This window comes from Vibrio sp. 14G-20, assembly GCF_026241515.1.
Classification (GTDB): Bacteria; Pseudomonadota; Gammaproteobacteria; order Enterobacterales; family Vibrionaceae; genus Vibrio.
On record NZ_JAPHPW010000015.1, the window covers coordinates 74,422 to 91,002 of the forward strand.

14 protein-coding genes are annotated in these 16,581 nt (G+C 44.7%); 10 read left to right on the top strand and 4 right to left on the bottom strand.

Features of this window, described 5'->3' with window-relative positions; translation table 11 throughout:
• The first annotated feature begins 169 nt into the window (after positions 1-169).
• Complete coding sequence (tpiA, locus tag OQJ75_RS14585; protein ID WP_017061158.1) at positions 170-940, top strand: triose-phosphate isomerase; 771 nt, start codon at positions 170-172, stop codon at positions 938-940.
• A gap of 149 nt (positions 941-1,089) precedes the next feature.
• Here the strand turns inward: tpiA and pfkA are convergent, their stop codons facing one another.
• From pfkA to OQJ75_RS14600, 3 genes are all read right to left on the bottom strand, one after another.
• Positions 1,090-2,052 (bottom strand): 6-phosphofructokinase, encoded by a 963-nt coding sequence (gene pfkA, locus OQJ75_RS14590; protein WP_017061160.1) that lies wholly within the window; start codon positions 2,050-2,052, stop codon positions 1,090-1,092.
• 317 nt (positions 2,053-2,369) lie between these two features.
• Positions 2,370-3,278 carry a CDF family cation-efflux transporter FieF gene (gene fieF, locus OQJ75_RS14595; protein ID WP_265973881.1) on the bottom strand — a complete coding sequence of 303 codons (909 nt, stop codon included), beginning with the start codon at positions 3,276-3,278 and terminating at the stop codon, positions 2,370-2,372.
• Positions 3,279-3,442: 164 nt separating this feature from the next.
• Positions 3,443-3,952 carry a CpxP family protein gene (locus OQJ75_RS14600; protein WP_265973880.1) on the bottom strand — a complete coding sequence of 170 codons (510 nt, stop codon included), beginning with the start codon at positions 3,950-3,952 and terminating at the stop codon, positions 3,443-3,445.
• A gap of 180 nt (positions 3,953-4,132) precedes the next feature.
• Here OQJ75_RS14600 and OQJ75_RS14605 point away from each other — a divergent pair, with 180 nt between their 5' ends.
• From OQJ75_RS14605 to trmL, 4 genes are all read left to right on the top strand, one after another.
• A complete protein-coding gene (locus OQJ75_RS14605) occupies positions 4,133-4,822 on the top strand; it encodes a response regulator (protein WP_265973879.1) in 690 nt (229 codons plus the stop codon).
• On the top strand, positions 4,822-6,201 hold the full coding sequence (cpxA, locus tag OQJ75_RS14610; protein WP_265973878.1) for an envelope stress sensor histidine kinase CpxA: 1,380 nt from the start codon (positions 4,822-4,824) through the stop codon (positions 6,199-6,201). The genes OQJ75_RS14605 and cpxA overlap by 1 nt, the downstream gene beginning before the upstream one ends.
• Positions 6,202-6,277: 76 nt before the next feature.
• Positions 6,278-6,895 carry a superoxide dismutase gene (locus tag OQJ75_RS14615; RefSeq protein WP_265973877.1) on the top strand — a complete coding sequence of 206 codons (618 nt, stop codon included), beginning with the start codon at positions 6,278-6,280 and terminating at the stop codon, positions 6,893-6,895.
• A 92-nt stretch (positions 6,896-6,987) separates the two neighbouring features.
• The gene (gene trmL, locus OQJ75_RS14620) at positions 6,988-7,467 is read left to right on the top strand and encodes a tRNA (uridine(34)/cytosine(34)/5-carboxymethylaminomethyluridine(34)-2'-O)-methyltransferase TrmL (RefSeq protein ID WP_009844716.1); all 480 of its coding nucleotides are present in this window, start codon (positions 6,988-6,990) and stop codon (positions 7,465-7,467) included.
• Positions 7,468-7,675: 208 nt separating this feature from the next.
• Here trmL and OQJ75_RS14625 read toward each other — a convergent pair whose 3' ends face one another.
• On the bottom strand, positions 7,676-8,200 hold the full coding sequence (locus tag OQJ75_RS14625) for an FxsA family protein (RefSeq protein WP_012604974.1): 525 nt from the start codon (positions 8,198-8,200) through the stop codon (positions 7,676-7,678).
• Positions 8,201-8,484: 284 nt separating this feature from the next.
• Here OQJ75_RS14625 and aspA point away from each other — a divergent pair, with 284 nt between their 5' ends.
• The 5 genes from aspA to arcC all read left to right on the top strand — a co-directional run bounded on the left by aspA (position 8,485) and on the right by arcC (position 16,423).
• Positions 8,485-9,936, top strand: a complete 1,452-nt coding sequence (aspA, locus tag OQJ75_RS14630) for an aspartate ammonia-lyase (RefSeq protein ID WP_048612383.1) — start codon at positions 8,485-8,487, stop codon at positions 9,934-9,936.
• 180 nt (positions 9,937-10,116) lie between these two features.
• The gene (locus tag OQJ75_RS14635) at positions 10,117-11,424 is read left to right on the top strand and encodes an anaerobic C4-dicarboxylate transporter (RefSeq protein ID WP_017063667.1); all 1,308 of its coding nucleotides are present in this window, start codon (positions 10,117-10,119) and stop codon (positions 11,422-11,424) included.
• Positions 11,425-11,933: 509 nt separating this feature from the next.
• Entirely contained in the window at positions 11,934-13,382 is a 1,449-nt protein-coding gene (locus OQJ75_RS14640) for a YfcC family protein (protein ID WP_265973875.1), read from the top strand.
• Positions 13,383-14,216: 834 nt separating this feature from the next.
• Positions 14,217-15,440: an arginine deiminase gene (gene arcA / locus OQJ75_RS14645; protein ID WP_065104149.1), complete on the top strand. Its 1,224-nt coding sequence runs from the start codon at positions 14,217-14,219 to the stop codon at positions 15,438-15,440.
• Between the two features lie 71 nt (positions 15,441-15,511).
• On the top strand, positions 15,512-16,423 hold the full coding sequence (gene arcC / locus OQJ75_RS14650; protein ID WP_076655802.1) for a carbamate kinase: 912 nt from the start codon (positions 15,512-15,514) through the stop codon (positions 16,421-16,423).
• Positions 16,424-16,581: the final 158 nt, after the last annotated feature.

Consider the following 16,581-nt stretch of genomic DNA (forward strand, 5'->3'; position numbering starts at 1 on the left):
CTGTCTGCCGGATCACTGATATTTGCTCAGAATCTACTCTGACCATTGAGTAAGATCCAAGAAAGTCATGACCACAGTCATGATCTGTTGATATTAATCTGTTATATTATTTCGTAATAAAGTTTACTTTTTTACATTCGATTTTTTTAAATACTTTGGAGATATTCCTATGCGTCATCCTGTAGTTATGGGTAACTGGAAACTAAACGGCAGCAAAGAAATGGTTGTTGATCTACTAAACGGTCTTAACGCTGAACTTGAAGGCGTAACAGGCGTAGACGTAGCAGTTGCTCCACCAGCACTTTTCGTTGATCTTGCAGAACGTACGCTTACTGAAGCGGGCAGCGCGATCATCCTAGGTGCTCAAAACTCTGACCTAAACAACAGCGGTGCATTCACTGGCGACATGTCTCCAGCAATGCTTAAAGAGTTCGGCGCATCTCACATCATCATCGGTCACTCTGAGCGTCGTGAATACCACAACGAATCAGATGAGTTCGTAGCTAAGAAATTCGCATTCCTAAAAGAGAACGGTCTAACTCCAGTTCTTTGTATCGGTGAATCTGAAGCACAAAACGAAGCAGGCGAAACTGTTGCAGTATGTGCTCGTCAACTTGACGCTGTTATCAACACTCAAGGTGTTGAAGCTCTTGAAGGCGCTATCATCGCTTACGAACCAATCTGGGCTATCGGTACTGGTAAAGCAGCGACAGCTGAAGATGCACAACGCATCCACGCTCAAATCCGTGCGCACATCGCAGAGAAATCTGAAGAAGTTGCTAAGAAAGTTGTTATCCAATACGGCGGTTCTGTTAAGCCAGAAAACGCAGCAGCTTACTTCGCACAACCAGACATCGACGGTGCTCTAGTTGGCGGCGCAGCTCTAGACGCGAAAAGCTTCGCAGCTATCGCTAAAGCAGCAGCTGAAGCAAAAGCTTAATTTAAACTTCACTGTTTAGATTAAATGAAAGGTCAACTTAGGTTGGCCTTTTTAGTACCTGTCATTCCTGAAACTTCAAACGACAGGCACAAAAAAACCGCTGATAAATCAGCGGTTTTTAAATTCTTTAAGCGAACGCTAAGCGTGGCTTAGAACAACTCTTCTGCAACACGGAACAGCTCAGAACGGTCTGGGTTCTGCATGTTCTCGATACAATCGATGATGTCGTGGTGAACAAGTTCTTCTTTCTCGATACCCACACAACGACCACCGTGACCTTCTTGAAGAAGGTGAACAGCGTAGTTACCCATGCGAGAAGCCAGTACACGGTCAAATGCAGTAGGACGACCACCACGTTGGATGTGACCAAGAACCGTTGCACGAGTTTCACGACCTGTTGAAGATTCGATCTCTTTAGCCAGTTCGTTAGCATCCATCATTAGCTCAGTTAGAGCGATGATTGCGTGCTTCTTACCTTTAGCAATGCCATCTTGGATATTGCTGATAAGCTGTTCTTTATCTAGGCCAGTCTCTGGAGTAATGATGTACTCACAACCACCCGCGATTGCTGACATAAGCGTAAGGTCACCACAGTGACGGCCCATGATTTCAACAATAGAAATACGTTGGTGAGAAGAAGACGTGTCACGTAGACGGTCAATTGAATCAATAACAGTGTTAAGCGCAGTTAGGTAACCGATTGTGTAGTCAGTACCCGCGATATCGTTATCGATTGTGCCTGGAAGACCGATACATGGGTAACCCATTTCAGTCAGCTTCTTAGCACCCATGTAAGAACCGTCACCACCGATAACAACAAGTGCTTCGATACCGTGCTTCTTAAGGTTCTCAATGCCTTTCTCACGAACAGCAACGTCTTTAAATTCAGGGAAACGTGCAGAACCTAAGAAAGTACCACCACGGTTGATCACGTCAGATACGCTTGAACGGTCAAGCTTTTCGATACGGTCTTCAACAAGGCCTTGGTAACCATCGTAAATGCCGTAAACTTCAATGCCAACTGATAACGCAGTACGAACAACGCCGCGAACTGCTGCGTTCATACCTGGAGCGTCACCACCACTGGTCAAAACACCGATCTTCTTAATCATGCTCACCCTCGATTTTTGGGAATCTATTATTCAATTCTTGTTCTTGCTGATTGTATATCAACAAGATTTTAAATCTATATTTGTGCGTTATGTTACATTTCCTCAACAGGAATAGCACTCAAATCGCGTAAAATTATGTAACATTTCTACTTCTGTAAGAGTATTACAGTTTTACTCAATAACTTTGTTGATTCACATCAGAATCAACATTAATTGTTACTAAGGTGGTTTTTGAATCACCTAACAGTTAATAATTTTTACTCACTTTAGTTCAAAAGCCACTCACTTACCATTTGCCCGCTGATTTTTAGCACGCATTACCACGAGTGAAATTTCTGCTGCTTCTCTGGTCCAAATACGACCGAATACGGGTCTTGGTGAATTAATACATCAGCATCAGGGAACACGGAGATAAGCTTAGCCTCTACTTCGTCAGAAATGCGATGCGCTTCAATAAGTAGGATATTATCTTCCAATTCTAGATGCAGTTGAATGAAGCGTATTGGCCCCGAACGACGCGTTCGTAATTGATGCACACCCAACACGCCTTCCACGCTCAATGATGTCTCTTTAATCTGTTTCAGCTCATCATCTGGCAGCTTATGATCAAGCAGAGACTGAACCGCTTCCATCGCCATTTGATAAGCGCTGTACAGAATGTAGATACCGATACCGACCGCGAATACTGAGTCCGCCTGACCAATCCCAAACCAGCTCAATGCCAGTGCCAGCATGATCGCAGCGTTCATATAAAGGTCTGATTGATAGTGCAGAGAGTCTGCCGCAATAGCTTGGCTGCCTGTTTTGTTGACCACATGCTTTTGGAATCGAACCAAACCGAAGGTCATCACCATCGCAAATAAGCTGACATAGATACCAATCTCTGGAGAGTTCAGTTCATGAGGTCGGAAGAAGCGCTCAATACCATTGAGAATAAGGAAACACGCAGAGCCTGAAATAAACATCGCCTGCGCTAATGCAGCGAGAGATTCAGCCTTACCATGACCAAAGGTGTGCTCTTTGTCGGCAGGCTGCAGAGAGTAACGAACCACGATGAGGTTAACGACAGAGGCCGCGATATCCAACATTGAATCGACCACGGAAGCCAACAGACTCACAGAACCTGTCACCCACCATGCTGCGACTTTCACTATCAATAAAATAGTGGCGATGGTGGTGGCTGCCCAAGCAGCAAGCGTAACTAAACGTGCGTATTCTTGTTTCATAACTTGGCTATAAAGTGACTGATAGCACAAAGTATAACCTGCAAACAACCAATTGAATATGACAGCTATGATGTAAAACATTCATTTTTAAGGATCAAAAAAAGCGGCACTCGGCCGCTTCTTTCTAAACACTTTCATTCAACGCTGATTTCTCAAGCAATGAATTACTTGTCTTTGTTCATGCGTTTTTCCATTTTGTCAGCACACTTAGTCATGCGCTCTTGTTGGATTTCTTTCAGTTGAGTCTTTTGCTCTGCCGTTAGTACGCTCATCATTTCGTGTTGCTTCTTAAGCATTGCTACGCGACGCTCAGTTTGCTTCTCAACCATTTGGCTTGCTAGGTCGTTCGCTGCTGCTTCATCGAAGTTGTCAGCCAGTACCAATGCTTGAACTTTCTCTTGGTGCGCTTTCATTTTCGCCATTTTATCGGCTTTATTGCCAGCGTGTTTTTCTTTCATCTCAGCGCGATTTGCTTCGCGCATCTCTTTCAATTCTGTTTTTTGTGCATCAGTCAGGTCTAGTTGACGCATCATTTTCTTATCGAAGCCGCCACATTTGCCGTGCATGCCTTTGTGGTCGCCTTTATCGCCGCCGCCATATGCGAACGCGCTTGCTGTACCTAACATTAGTGGAAGTGCCGCAGCTGCTAGTACAAGTTTCTTAGTCATTTTCATAATTGTTGCCTCAATTCGGTATAATAAGTCATGTGTTGCGTCTGTTTCTCAGCGCTTAGATATAGATTAGTCTTTCCCTCGTAAAGTGACGTTTAGAAAGCGTAAAGAATCGTAAAGAGTGAAAGTTGACGAATAATTAGCAGTATTATTAACGTGTAAATAACCAATTAAGGCTTCCCAATGGCGAACATTCTTCTTATTGATGACGACACCGAGTTAACCAGCTTACTTAAAGACATTCTGAGCTTTGAGGGCTTCACTGTTTCCGAAGCCAATGATGGCTATGCAGGACTTGAAGCTATCAATGATGAGATTGACCTGATTCTTTTGGATGTGATGATGCCGCGTCTCAATGGCATGGAGACACTAAAGAAACTGAGAGAAAATTGGGAAACGCCAGTGCTGATGCTGACCGCAAAAGGCGAAGAGATCGACCGTGTGATTGGCCTTGAGCTTGGCGCGGACGATTACCTACCTAAGCCTTTCAGTGACCGAGAGTTGTTAGCGCGTATTCGAGCTATCTTGCGTCGAACTCAAACCACCAGCGTACCTAAAGCGGCCAGTGATCGAGTTCAATATCAAGACATCGAAGTCTTCCCTGGCAAACAAGAAGCCTACTGCAATGGTGAGCTCATCGACCTCACCACCACAGAATTCGCCCTATTGAGTCACCTTATCCAAAACCCAGGGCAAGTGATCACCAAAGAAGCATTAAGCCTAGATGTATTAGGTAAAAGGCTTGCGGCATTTGACCGCGCAATCGATATGCACATCTCCAATCTGCGTAAAAAAATCCCAGAGCGCAGCGACGGCAAATCTCGCATCAAGACCTTACGCGGTCGTGGCTACTTATTGGTAGAGGAGGATTAATGCGTATCCCTAAAATCACCAGCTTATATGGACGTATCTTTGCTATCTTTTGGTTCACCATGTTACTGGTGCTTTTGTCGGTACTGTCACTTCCTCATTTAGACCCGCGAGTCGCGCGCGATGTGCCTGCTGATCATCTCGGTAAATTAGAGCGTATCGCCAAGGCCGCTGAAAAACGCTACGCCAGAGAACCGAATCTCGGCAAAATTGTCTTCCAACTTGAGGCGCCACGCAGTCGCAAGGATTCTCGTGCTCGCATCTATTTAACCGATCTTGAAGGCGCGGTTCTAACCTCGAAAAGGCATTCGGACTATAAGCTTAAGGCTATTCGTAACTTTGTTACCTCGATTGATAACCCTGAGATGCCAAAGCAAAAACTCTATGGACACTACATGGTTGCAGGGCCAGTACCGATTACTCTCGCAGGTGAAGAACTACTGATGTATGCCGGGGTGAAGTGGAATCAACCACCACCATTTTTACTGCGCCTGTTTGATAGACCTCTGCAGCTGTTGCTTGCCGTAATGCTGGCGAGTACCCCGCTATTGCTTTGGTTAGCTTGGGCACTAAGTCAACCTGCTCGCAGGCTAGAACGCGCAGCGCAGCGCGTGGCGAAAGGCCAATTTGAGGTCGATCCAACACTCGAAAAAGGTACCTCAGAGTTCAGACAAGCGGGTGAAAGCTTTAACCAGATGGTCGAAGCTGTAAACCAGATGATTTCAGGACAGCAACGCCTGCTTTCTGATATTTCACATGAGCTCCGTTCTCCACTAACACGCCTTCGCATGGCCAATGCATTAGCGATTCGTAAGCAAGGTGAAAGCCAAGAGTTAGAACGTATTGATACCGAAGCACAGCGTTTGGAACAGATGATCAGTGAGCTACTGACGTTATCTCGTATGCAGGTCGATAGCCATATTACTCGTGAGGTTCAACCTATCTCGAGCTTGTGGGAGGAGATCTTAAAAGACGCAGAGTTTGAAGCTGAACAGATGGGCAAATTGCTAACGTTTTCGGAGATCCCAGAACGCTCTATTTCGGGTAACCCTAAACTGCTGATGAGTGCGCTAGACAACATTACACGCAATGCCATCTACTACGGTAAAGACCAAGTGGATGTGCAATTCCATGTGGTTCAAGATCAGCTAACAATTTGCGTCAATGATAATGGTGATGGTGTTCCAGAGGATGAACTGGATTCTATCTTCAGACCTTTCTACCGAGTATCAACAGCACGTGATAGAAACTCTGGCGGCACAGGGCTCGGGTTAACCATTACTGAAAGTGCGATTCGTCAGCACAGCGGAACCATCACGGCAAGCCGTAGCCAGCTAGGTGGATTACAGCTCGAAATCACCCTGCCTATCTTACCGGTGTAATACCCCCACAAAGATCGCAGTTGATAATGATTGTTATTATCATTATGGTAAATCCTCTAATTATGGAGGATTTATCATGTCACACACTTTCCCTGCTTTACCCTACGCTTACGATGCCCTAGAACCTTACATTGATGCTAAAACAATGGAAGTGCATTACAGCAAGCACCACAGAACCTACTACGATAAGTTTGTTGCGGCAGTTTCTGGCAGCGAACTAGAACAGCAATCTCTGACCGAGATCTTCGCTAACATCTCGCAGCACAGCCCTGCAGTGCGTAACAATGGTGGCGGCTACTACAACCACATCTTATATTGGAATTGCATGTCTCAAGACGGCGGAGGTGAACCAACTGGTGAGCTTGGTGATGCTATCAAGAGCACATTCGGAGATTTCGAGGCATTCCAAGATCAGTTCGCTCAAGCAGCGATCAATACATTTGGCTCTGGCTTCGCTTGGCTAGTGGTAGAGCAAGGACAACTGAAGATCATCTCAACCTCGAACCAAGACAACCCGTGGATGGATACCGTGGCGAGTGATGGCGAACCGATTCTTGCACTGGATGTTTGGGAACACGCCTACTACATCAGCTACCAAAACCGTCGTCCTGATTACATCAATGCATGGTGGAACGTGGTGAATTGGAATGCCGTATCTGAAAACTACGCGCAAGCATTAGCAAACCAAGCTTAAGTGAATGGTGACGGTGGTGACGGTGGTGAACTGTACTCACTCAGCTTGCCACCGTATACTCTGGCTATCTTTGATTATTCTTGTGAACCAACATGTTTGATATCGCTCTATACGAACCTGAAATTGCACCCAATACGGGTAACATCATCCGCCTATGTGCTAACTGCGGCGCAAACCTGCATCTTATCGAACCGCTTGGCTTTGATTTTGAAGAGAAGAAAGTTCGTCGTGCTGGCTTGGATTACCACGACCTTGCGCGAGTAAAGCGTCACAAGAACCTAGAAGCTTTTCTTGAGTATCTAGAGAATGAACGCGAGGGTGACTTCCGCATCTTTGCTTGCACCACTAAAACGACAGGCCACCACGTTGATGCGAAATTCCAACAAGGTGATGTGCTGATGTTTGGCCCAGAGACTCGCGGCCTGCCTGCTGAATTCATCGAGAGCATGCCAATGGAACAACGCATTCGTATCCCAATGATGCCAGACGCACGTAGCCTGAACCTGTCTAACGCAGTGGCAATCATTGCTTTTGAAGCATGGCGACAAATGGGTTTTGAAGGCGCGGTATAACCAAACGCTCAAATTAATCTGTTATCTGTTATCTGTTATCTGTTATCTGTTATCTGTTATCAATCGTAAACAGTAAGTAACATCAGGCGACAGACAATAAAAAAGGCTCTTACCATTATCACTTTCTTGCGAAGGATAAAGGTAAGAGCCTTTTCTGTTTTTCTATCTATATAAAGAAGAGAGAAAAACAAAGAAGAGAAAAAACGGATTAGTTTAAGCGGTTACGATCGTTGTCGTCGTCTTTCTTCTCAAACTCACCTTCAAAGGTGTTGCCGTCTTTTGATTGGTCAGATGGATCGCGATTGAATGGGTCTTGTCCAAATGGACTCTGGCCAAAACCCGCTTGTCCACCCGCATGGAAACCACCAGACATATTGGTCACCACCATTTTTTCCATCATTTTCTTGGCAATCATCGCTCTTGGTGCTGGCAGTAATACCAACATACCGAGTGCGTCCGTCATAAAGCCCGGAGTCAGCAGCAATACACCTGCAACCGCAAGCATCACGCCTTCAAGAATCTGCTGTGCTGGCATTTCGCCTTGTTGCAAACGACCTTGCACAGACATAAGCGTCTGAATGCCTTGGCTACGAACCAGTGATGCACCCACAAATGCAGTGATAAGAACCAACGCAATTGTTGGCCACAATCCTAAGAAGCCACCAACTTGAATAAATAACCCAATCTCAATGATGGGTACGAAGATAAATAGTAATAATAAGATAGGAAACACACGCCCTCCTTTGTTACTTGCAGTTTACGCTGAAAGCCCTAACAATCTCAAATTTATCCTGTAAATAAGCGTGTTTATTGACCAAGAATAACTTTGCAAAATATTGACTAAACAAAACCGAAAAAGGTGATCCACTTAATATTTTTATGCGCTAAGTACAGTATCATGTGCCACATAAGTCAGGACGGATTTATCAGCCCAATATTCTAGCGAACGGAGTATTTGCACACAGAATAGGCTAATAACTAACTATATAATCAGAATAATTATCTAAGGATCCTGTTATGGCTACTCAATCAGAAGCTCAAGTTGAAGCTCCTCAAGCTACTCGTCTCGAAGAAGATCTATTAGGTCAACGTCATGTTCCGGCTGATGCTTACTACGGCATCCACACTCTACGCGCAGTTGAAAACTTCAACATCTCAAATGTAACGATCTCAGATGTACCTGAATTCGTTCGCGGTATGGTGATGACTAAGAAAGCTGCGGCTTTAGCAAACAAAGAGTTAGGTGTAATCCCAAGCGAAGTGGCTAAATATATCATCCAAGCTTGTGACCTAATTCTAGACACGGGTAAGTGCATGGATCAGTTCCCATCGGACGTTTTCCAAGGTGGTGCTGGTACTTCTGTAAACATGAACGCGAACGAAGTTATTGCGAACGTGGCACTTGAACTTATGGGCAAAGAAAAAGGCCAATACGAGTTCATCAACCCGAACGACCATGTAAACCGCAGCCAATCTACAAACTGTGCCTACCCAACTGGCTTCCGTATCTCTGTTTACAACAGCGTTCGTAAACTGATTGATGCGATTGAATACCTAAAAGGTGCATTCGAGCTTAAGAGCCAAGAATTCAACACGATTTTGAAGATGGGTCGTACTCAGCTTCAAGACGCAGTTCCAATGACGGTTGGCCAAGAGTTCCACGCTTGGGCAGTAACCATCAATGAAGAAATCAAAAACCTAGAATACACTTCAAAACTATTGCTTGAGGTAAACCTAGGCGCAACAGCTATCGGTACAGGTCTGAACGCAGCACCGGGTTACCAAGGCCTAGCAGTTAAACACCTAGCAGAAGTAACGGGCCTAGAGTGTGTTGCGGCTGAAGATTTAATCGAAGCAACGTCTGACTGTGGCGCATACGTAATGACGCACGGCGCTCTTAAGCGTCTAGCCGTGAAACTGTCTAAAATTTGTAACGATTTGCGTCTGCTTTCTTCAGGTCCACGTACTGGCTTGAACGAGCTAAACCTACCTGAACTGCAAGCAGGTTCTTCAATCATGCCTGCTAAAGTAAACCCAGTTGTACCTGAAGTAGTAAACCAAGTTTGCTTTAAAGTTCTAGGTAACGACAACACGGTTTCTTTCGCAGCTGAAGGTGGTCAACTGCAACTGAACGTAATGGAACCTGTTATTGCACAAAGCATGTTTGAGTCTCTAGACATCCTAACAAACGCTTGTGTGAACCTACGCGACAAGTGTGTAGACGGCATTACGGTGAACAAAGAAGTGTGTGAATCTCACGTATTTAACTCTATCGGTATCGTCACTTACCTAAACCCATACATTGGCCACCACGAGGGTGACATCGTTGGTAAGATCTGTGCTGAGACAGGTAAGAGCGTGCGTGATGTGGTTCTAGAGCGCGGTTTATTAACCGAAGAAGAACTTGATGACATTTTCTCTGTTGAAAATTTGATGCATCCTCAGTATAAAGCAAAGCGCTACGAATAAAGTTAGCGAGAAAGGGCTCCAAAGGGAGCCCTTTTTTAGGCTCCAATACGGTTAACCATGATTATTTTGTGGATTTCCGTTGGTTGCGCTTTTGCCAAATTAAATCTAAACCATAGAACTATTATATGAACATTCCAGTGGCGAATGTTCACATAATAAAATCTAACTGAGGTGTTACTTATGATTGCAGTAGAACTGTTTGTCGTCCTGCTCTTTATCTTTTTGGGGGCCAGAATTGGCGGTATCGGTATTGGTTTTGCCGGTGGTGCTGGTGTTATTGCCCTTTCACTTATTCTTGGCGTTCCAACAAGCCAATCTTTCATCCCGATCGACGTAATCTTGATCATCATGTCTGTTATCACCGCAATTGCTGCAATGCAAGTTGCTGGCGGTATGGACTGGCTGGTACAAATTGCAGAAAACTTTTTGCGTAAACACCCTGAACGCATCACCTTTTATGCTCCAATCGTGACCTTTGTAATGACATTGATGGCGGGTACTGGTCACACAGCATTCTCTACGCTTCCTGTTATTGCAGAAGTAGCAAAAGGCCAAGGCGTGCGTCCTTCTCGTCCACTGTCTATCGCAGTTGTCGCTTCTCAAATTGCTATCACAGCTTCGCCAATCTCGGCAGCGGTTGTGGCTTTCGCAGCAATGCTGGCACCATTTGGTGTTGATTACCTAACGCTATTGATGGTTTGTATCCCAACCACCTTCATCGCTTGTATGGTTGGTGCAGTTGTTGCTAACTACATGGGTAGCGAACTGAAAGACGATCCTGTTTACCAAGAGCGTCTAGAGAAAGGTCTAATCAAACTGGCAACAGAAGAGAAGCGCGAGATCCTTCCAACAGCGAAGAAAGCAACTTACATCTTCCTAGCAGCGATTGGTTTCGTGGTTTGTTATGCAGCGGCTATCTCTAGCTCTGTTGGCCTAATTGAAAACCCAGCTCTGGGCCGTAACGAAGCAATCATGTCTGTGATGCTGGCAGCAGCTGCTGCAATTGTTATGTTCACTAAGATTGATGCTGCGAAGATCTCTTCAGCACCAACATTCCGCTCTGGTATGACGGCATGTGTATGTGTACTTGGTGTAGCTTGGTTAGGTTCAACGTTTGTAAACGCACACGTTGCTGAGATCAAAGACGTAGCAGGCGCTCTACTGGCTGACTACCCATGGATGCTGGCTCTTGTTCTGTTCTTCGCTTCTATGCTGCTTTACTCTCAAGGCGCAACAACCGTTGCACTTATGCCTGCAGCTCTAGCGATTGGCGTAGCACCACTAACAGCCGTAGCTTCTTTTGCTGCAGTAAGTGCGTTGTTCGTACTTCCAACTTACCCAACGCTACTGGCAGCGGTTGAGATGGATGACACAGGCTCAACGCGCATTGGTAAGTACGTATTTAACCACCCATTCTTCATTCCTGGTGTGGCAACAATCAGTACAGCGGTAGCACTAGGCTTCGCGTTCGGTGGTCTGTTCATCTAACATTCGCTGATGATTAAAATTTAAAAGGAAGCTTCGGCTTCCTTTTTTGTTTTCTACTCATGTGATATTTGATACACGTCAAATAACCATTATAAACTTCAAAAACCGCTCAAAAATAAAGTTTGAATAAAATTCCAAGATTATTCAACTCAACCAGAAGCAACACCTATCAAATCAATCTCCCCTCACTTTCCTTTAATCTATAGCGAATATTAATCCAAGCTAACCAACCAAAAAACCTTGCCATTTTTTTCACCATTTCCCAGTCCATTCATTAGCGATTATTTTTGTGAACAACACCAAAATTAAATAGTTAAGTAAGGAATAAAATAACCGCAGCTAAAATAAATCTAAATTCATTTGGATTGGTAAATATAAAAATAACCTTAATTTAAAGTCAGCAACTTTTTATCGTTGGGCACTTTATAATAGTCAATGTATTTACAATCTATAAATCATTAGTCGCTAATTCACATCACTTCTATTTAAGATGATGTAAGGAGATAGCCATGACAACTCAAACGATACCAAGCGAGACAAAAAAGGGCGGCTTCTTTGCCAATTTTAAATTCCCTTCTGCTTATACAATTTTATTTATTCTTATTGCGTTCGTAGCGCTCCTTACCTGGGTTGTTCCAGCAGGCCAATACGACCGAGCCATGAACGAAGAACTCGGTCGAGAAGTACCCGTAACCGGAACCTATCAAGCGGTAGAAGGTAACCCTCAAGGTGTGATTGATGTACTGCTCGCGCCTATTGACGGTTTCTACGACCACAATAGCTATGAAGCTGCGGCCATCGACGTTTCACTGTTCATCTTAATCATTGGTGGCTTCTTAGGGCTAGTAACCAAAACTGGCGCGATTGATGCCGGTATCGAACGTGTCACCGCCCGCTTAGAAGGGCGAGAAGAGTTGATGATACCGATACTGATGGCGCTGTTTGCTGCTGGCGGTACCGTCTACGGCATGGCGGAAGAATCACTGCCATTCTATACGCTGCTAGTACCAGTAATGATGGCCGCTCGCTTTGACCCTTTAGTTGCTGCTGCCACGGTACTGCTTGGCGCAGGGATTGGGGTGTTAGGTTCCACCATTAACCCATTCGCGACCGTGATCGCTGCCAACGCCTCTGGTATTCCATTTACCGATGGTATCGTACTGCGTGTCGGTATGCTGATTGTTGGTTGGGGTATTTGTGTCGCTTACGTTATGCGTTACGCAAGAATGGTTCAAGCCGATCCAAGCAAATCGATTGTGTACGACAAGTACGAAGAGAACAAAGCGCACTTCTTAGGTAATGCGAGCGGCGAAAAACTTGAATTCACCATGACTCGCAAACTGATTCTGACCATTTTTGGTGGCTCGTTCGCTGTGATGATTTACGGCGTATCCGTTGCTGGATGGTGGATGGCTGAAATCTCCGCGATGTTCTTAGCAGCAACTATCATCGTTGGTATTGTGTCTCGCATGAGCGAAGAAGAGTTTACCACTAGCTTCATTGACGGTGCTCGAGACCTACTGGGTGTAGCGCTTATCATAGGTATCGCACGTGGTATTGTGGTGGTGATGGACCGCGGTATGATCACAGACACTATTCTCTTCTCTGCAGAACAAATGGTGACCGGGCTATCTTCGGTTGTCTTTATTAACGTGATGTTCTTCCTAGAGATTCTATTGTCATTCTTGGTACCTTCGACCTCTGGTTTAGCGGTACTGACTATGCCAATCATGGCACCACTGGCTGACTTTGCAGGCGTAGGTCGTGACCTTGTTATCACCGCTTACCAATCAGCTTCTGGCTTGGTGAACTTAATCACACCAACCTCTGCGGTAGTAATGGGTGGTTTGGCGATAGCTCGTGTCCCTTACGTACGCTGGGTTAAATGGGTAATGCCATTAATCGGTATCTTGATGGTGTTCTGCATCATTGTGCTGAGTATTGGTGCACTTATCTAGACAGCCCTAACCAACAAGCTTCAGATAACAAGCTTCATCTTCTCGTTCAAAGCCGCTTTCTTAGCGGCTTTTTTTGTCACTATCGTTCACCAACAAGACCCTTCCATCGAAACACCCTCACGAGCTGCGCACGCCTCATCTAAAGCCTCTCTATTACCTATCTCAGTAGCAAAGCTTAAACGAGCAAAAATCACTTGCGACAAAGAGTAAGCCAACGTTTAAACATCAAGGTTAAGGCTAATAAAACGCCAACTATTCTTCGTTATTATATTTATACAAATATTTAGTCATTTATTAGCGTTAATTATATTCTAAGTAATTCACTCCATACTCACCAAAGGAGAAATAGTAGTAATTTTTATAGAAAACCGACTTAAAACACCCAATTATAAAGTGTGACCACAATAGCTTTATTCGCATTTAAATTGTTAAAAAACAATTAATTCCACGTACAAAATTAAATATCTAAATACTAACATTGCATACTTCCAATCTAAGCTCATTCTTATCAATAAAACTATTTTGCATATAATCCCTCATAAATTAGATTCTAGCTAGATGAATGAAAAAAGCATGCATAATATTCCCGAAGAGTTAACTATTTAGAAAGGACTGACAATAGTTGAAAGTGCATAAAGTTTGTTAAAACCCTTGATTTTAAAGGGCTGCAGGATAAAAAACGATTTGTGATAGATCTCTAAGAATACCTGACTAGCAGGCGTAATATTAATTCCAGACAAGAGATATGAATAAAATAATTCATTCTTCTCAACTGAAAATAAATAATTGCTCTTAGCGATAAAAGTAATTCAAATATATAAGAGAGAGACGATCATGAGTAAGTTCTATGTAGGTTCTGAAATAGGTCAATTACGCCGCGTTCTAGTTCACCGCCCAAGACGCGCACTGACTCACCTAACACCCTCTAACTGTCACGATTTGCTGTTTGATGACGTACTGGCTGTTGAGCGTGCAGGTAAAGAGCATGACGCATTTACTCAAACGCTACGTGATCAAGGTGTTGAAGTTCTTCTTCTTACTGACTTGCTAGCCGACACATTAGCTGTGCCAGAAGCGAAAGATTGGCTACTAAGCTGCCAAGTATCTGATTACCGTTTGGGTAAAACATTTGCCAATGATGTGCGCTGCTACTTGGGCGACTTACCAAACCTAGAGCTAGCAAAAATTCTAACAGGCGGTTTGTCTTACGCTGAGATGCCAATGAAATCATCTTCAATGATGCAAGGCATGCACGCACCAACCGACTTCATTATCGAGCCTCTACCAAACCACCTATTTACTCGCGACACCTCTTGCTGGGTATACGGTGGTGTCTCTATCAATCCAATGGCGAAACCTGCTCGTCAACGTGAAACAAACCACGTTCGCGCTATTTACCGTTGGCACCCAACATTCGCAGGCCAAGACTTCATTAAATACTTCGGCGATGAAGAAAAGATCAACTACGACAACTCAACGATTGAAGGTGGTGACGTACTTGTACTCGGTCGTGGCGCGGTTCTTATCGGTATGTCTGAGCGTACAACAGCACAAGGTGTTGAGCACTTAGCATCTAGCCTATTCAAACACGGTCAAGCAAAACAAGTTATCGCAATGCAACTACCAAAACACCGCTCTTGCATGCACTTAGACACCGTTATGACGCACATGAACGAAGATACGTTCTCTGTTTACCCTGAAGTCGTGAGTAAGGATGTGCAGTGCTGGAACCTAACTGGCGATGAATCAGGCGCTGTGAAAGTGAAAGAAGAAGGCTACTTCGTAACGGCTATCGAAAAAGCACTTGGCGTAGACAAGCTAAACCTAATCACAACTGGTGGTGACAACTTCCATGCAGAACGTGAACAGTGGAACGACGCGAACAACGTGCTGACTGTTAAACCAGGTGTTGTGGTTGGCTACGAAGGCAATACCTACACCAACGAAAAATACGACAAAGCAGGCATTACGGTTCTTCCGATTCCAGGCGATGAACTTGGTCGCGGTCGCGGTGGTGCACGCTGCATGAGCTGCCCAATTGAGCGTGATGGTATCTAATCACTAAGACGAAACGGCCAAGTTGAATAATCTAAATAATCTCAGCTTGGCCAAAATGAGAGAACACAATTATGACTAAGCAAACTGTTGTTGTTGCACTCGGCGGTAATGCCCTACTTCGTCGCGGTGAGCCGTTAGAAGCCGATGTTCAACGCCGTAATATTGAAACTGCGGTTAAAACCATCTCTGAAATCGCAAAAGTGTACAACGTGGTATTAGTACACGGTAATGGCCCACAAGTTGGCTTACTTGCCTTGCAAGGTTTGGAATACAAAAAAGTAAACCCGTATCCGCTGGATGTATTGGGCAGTGAAACTCAAGGCATGATCGGCTACATGCTGATGCAAGAGTTCAAGAACTATCTGCCTAATCGCAACATCTCGTGCATGTTGACCCAAATGACAGTCGATCCAAACGATCCTGCATTCGCGGACCCAACCAAGCCGATTGGCCCGATCTACGAAGAAGCAGAAGCGCGTGAGTTAGCAGAGAAATTCCACTGGATCGTAAAACCTGACGGCCAACATTTCCGTCGCGTAGTACCAAGCCCGCGCCCTACCGGCATTGTTGAACACGAAGCGATCACTCAGCTTATCGATGCGGGTCACCTTGTGATTTGTACTGGCGGTGGTGGCATCCCAGTGAAAAAAGAAAATGGCAAATTAGTCGGTGTTGAGGCGGTTATCGACAAAGACATGTCAGCGGCTTTCTTGGCGAAACAATTGGATGCAGATGCACTGCTAATTCTGACCGATGCGGACGCTGTATACCTTGATTGGGGCAAGCCGACTCAACACGCATTGCGCAGTACCACGCCAAGCGAGTTAGCAATGTTCGAATTCGATGCAGGCTCAATGGGGCCAAAAATTGAAGCATCGTGCGAATTCATTCAGCAAGGCGGCAAGGTAGTAGGTATCGGCGCACTCGAAGATGGTTTGCAAATTCTGCAAGGCCAAGCGGGCACCAATATCACCAAAGATTAACGCACTAGCGAGCTTTATCATCTTGAAAAACTTAAAGCTTGAGAACCTTAAAGCTTAAGAAGCTGAAACCTTGAGAGCTTTTAAAGCTTGCGAAAACAGAATTAAACGAACAAACAGAACCGAACAAATTTAACTAAATATTGAATCGCGCTTTCTTG

Coding starts and splice junctions, on each gene's coding strand:
- OQJ75_RS14640 (WP_265973875.1), top strand. CDS start 11,934: ATGACAACTCAAACGATACCAAGCGAGACAAAAAAGGGCGGCTTCTTT.
- trmL (WP_009844716.1), top strand. CDS start 6,988: ATGTTTGATATCGCTCTATACGAACCTGAAATTGCACCCAATACGGGT.
- arcC (WP_076655802.1), top strand. CDS start 15,512: ATGACTAAGCAAACTGTTGTTGTTGCACTCGGCGGTAATGCCCTACTT.
- OQJ75_RS14635 (WP_017063667.1), top strand. CDS start 10,117: ATGATTGCAGTAGAACTGTTTGTCGTCCTGCTCTTTATCTTTTTGGGG.
- OQJ75_RS14600 (WP_265973880.1), bottom strand. CDS start 3,952: ATGAAAATGACTAAGAAACTTGTACTAGCAGCTGCGGCACTTCCACTA.
- pfkA (WP_017061160.1), bottom strand. CDS start 2,052: ATGATTAAGAAGATCGGTGTTTTGACCAGTGGTGGTGACGCTCCAGGT.
- arcA (WP_065104149.1), top strand. CDS start 14,217: ATGAGTAAGTTCTATGTAGGTTCTGAAATAGGTCAATTACGCCGCGTT.
- cpxA (WP_265973878.1), top strand. CDS start 4,822: ATGCGTATCCCTAAAATCACCAGCTTATATGGACGTATCTTTGCTATC.
- OQJ75_RS14605 (WP_265973879.1), top strand. CDS start 4,133: ATGGCGAACATTCTTCTTATTGATGACGACACCGAGTTAACCAGCTTA.
- aspA (WP_048612383.1), top strand. CDS start 8,485: ATGGCTACTCAATCAGAAGCTCAAGTTGAAGCTCCTCAAGCTACTCGT.
- tpiA (WP_017061158.1), top strand. CDS start 170: ATGCGTCATCCTGTAGTTATGGGTAACTGGAAACTAAACGGCAGCAAA.
- fieF (WP_265973881.1), bottom strand. CDS start 3,278: ATGAAACAAGAATACGCACGTTTAGTTACGCTTGCTGCTTGGGCAGCC.
- OQJ75_RS14615 (WP_265973877.1), top strand. CDS start 6,278: ATGTCACACACTTTCCCTGCTTTACCCTACGCTTACGATGCCCTAGAA.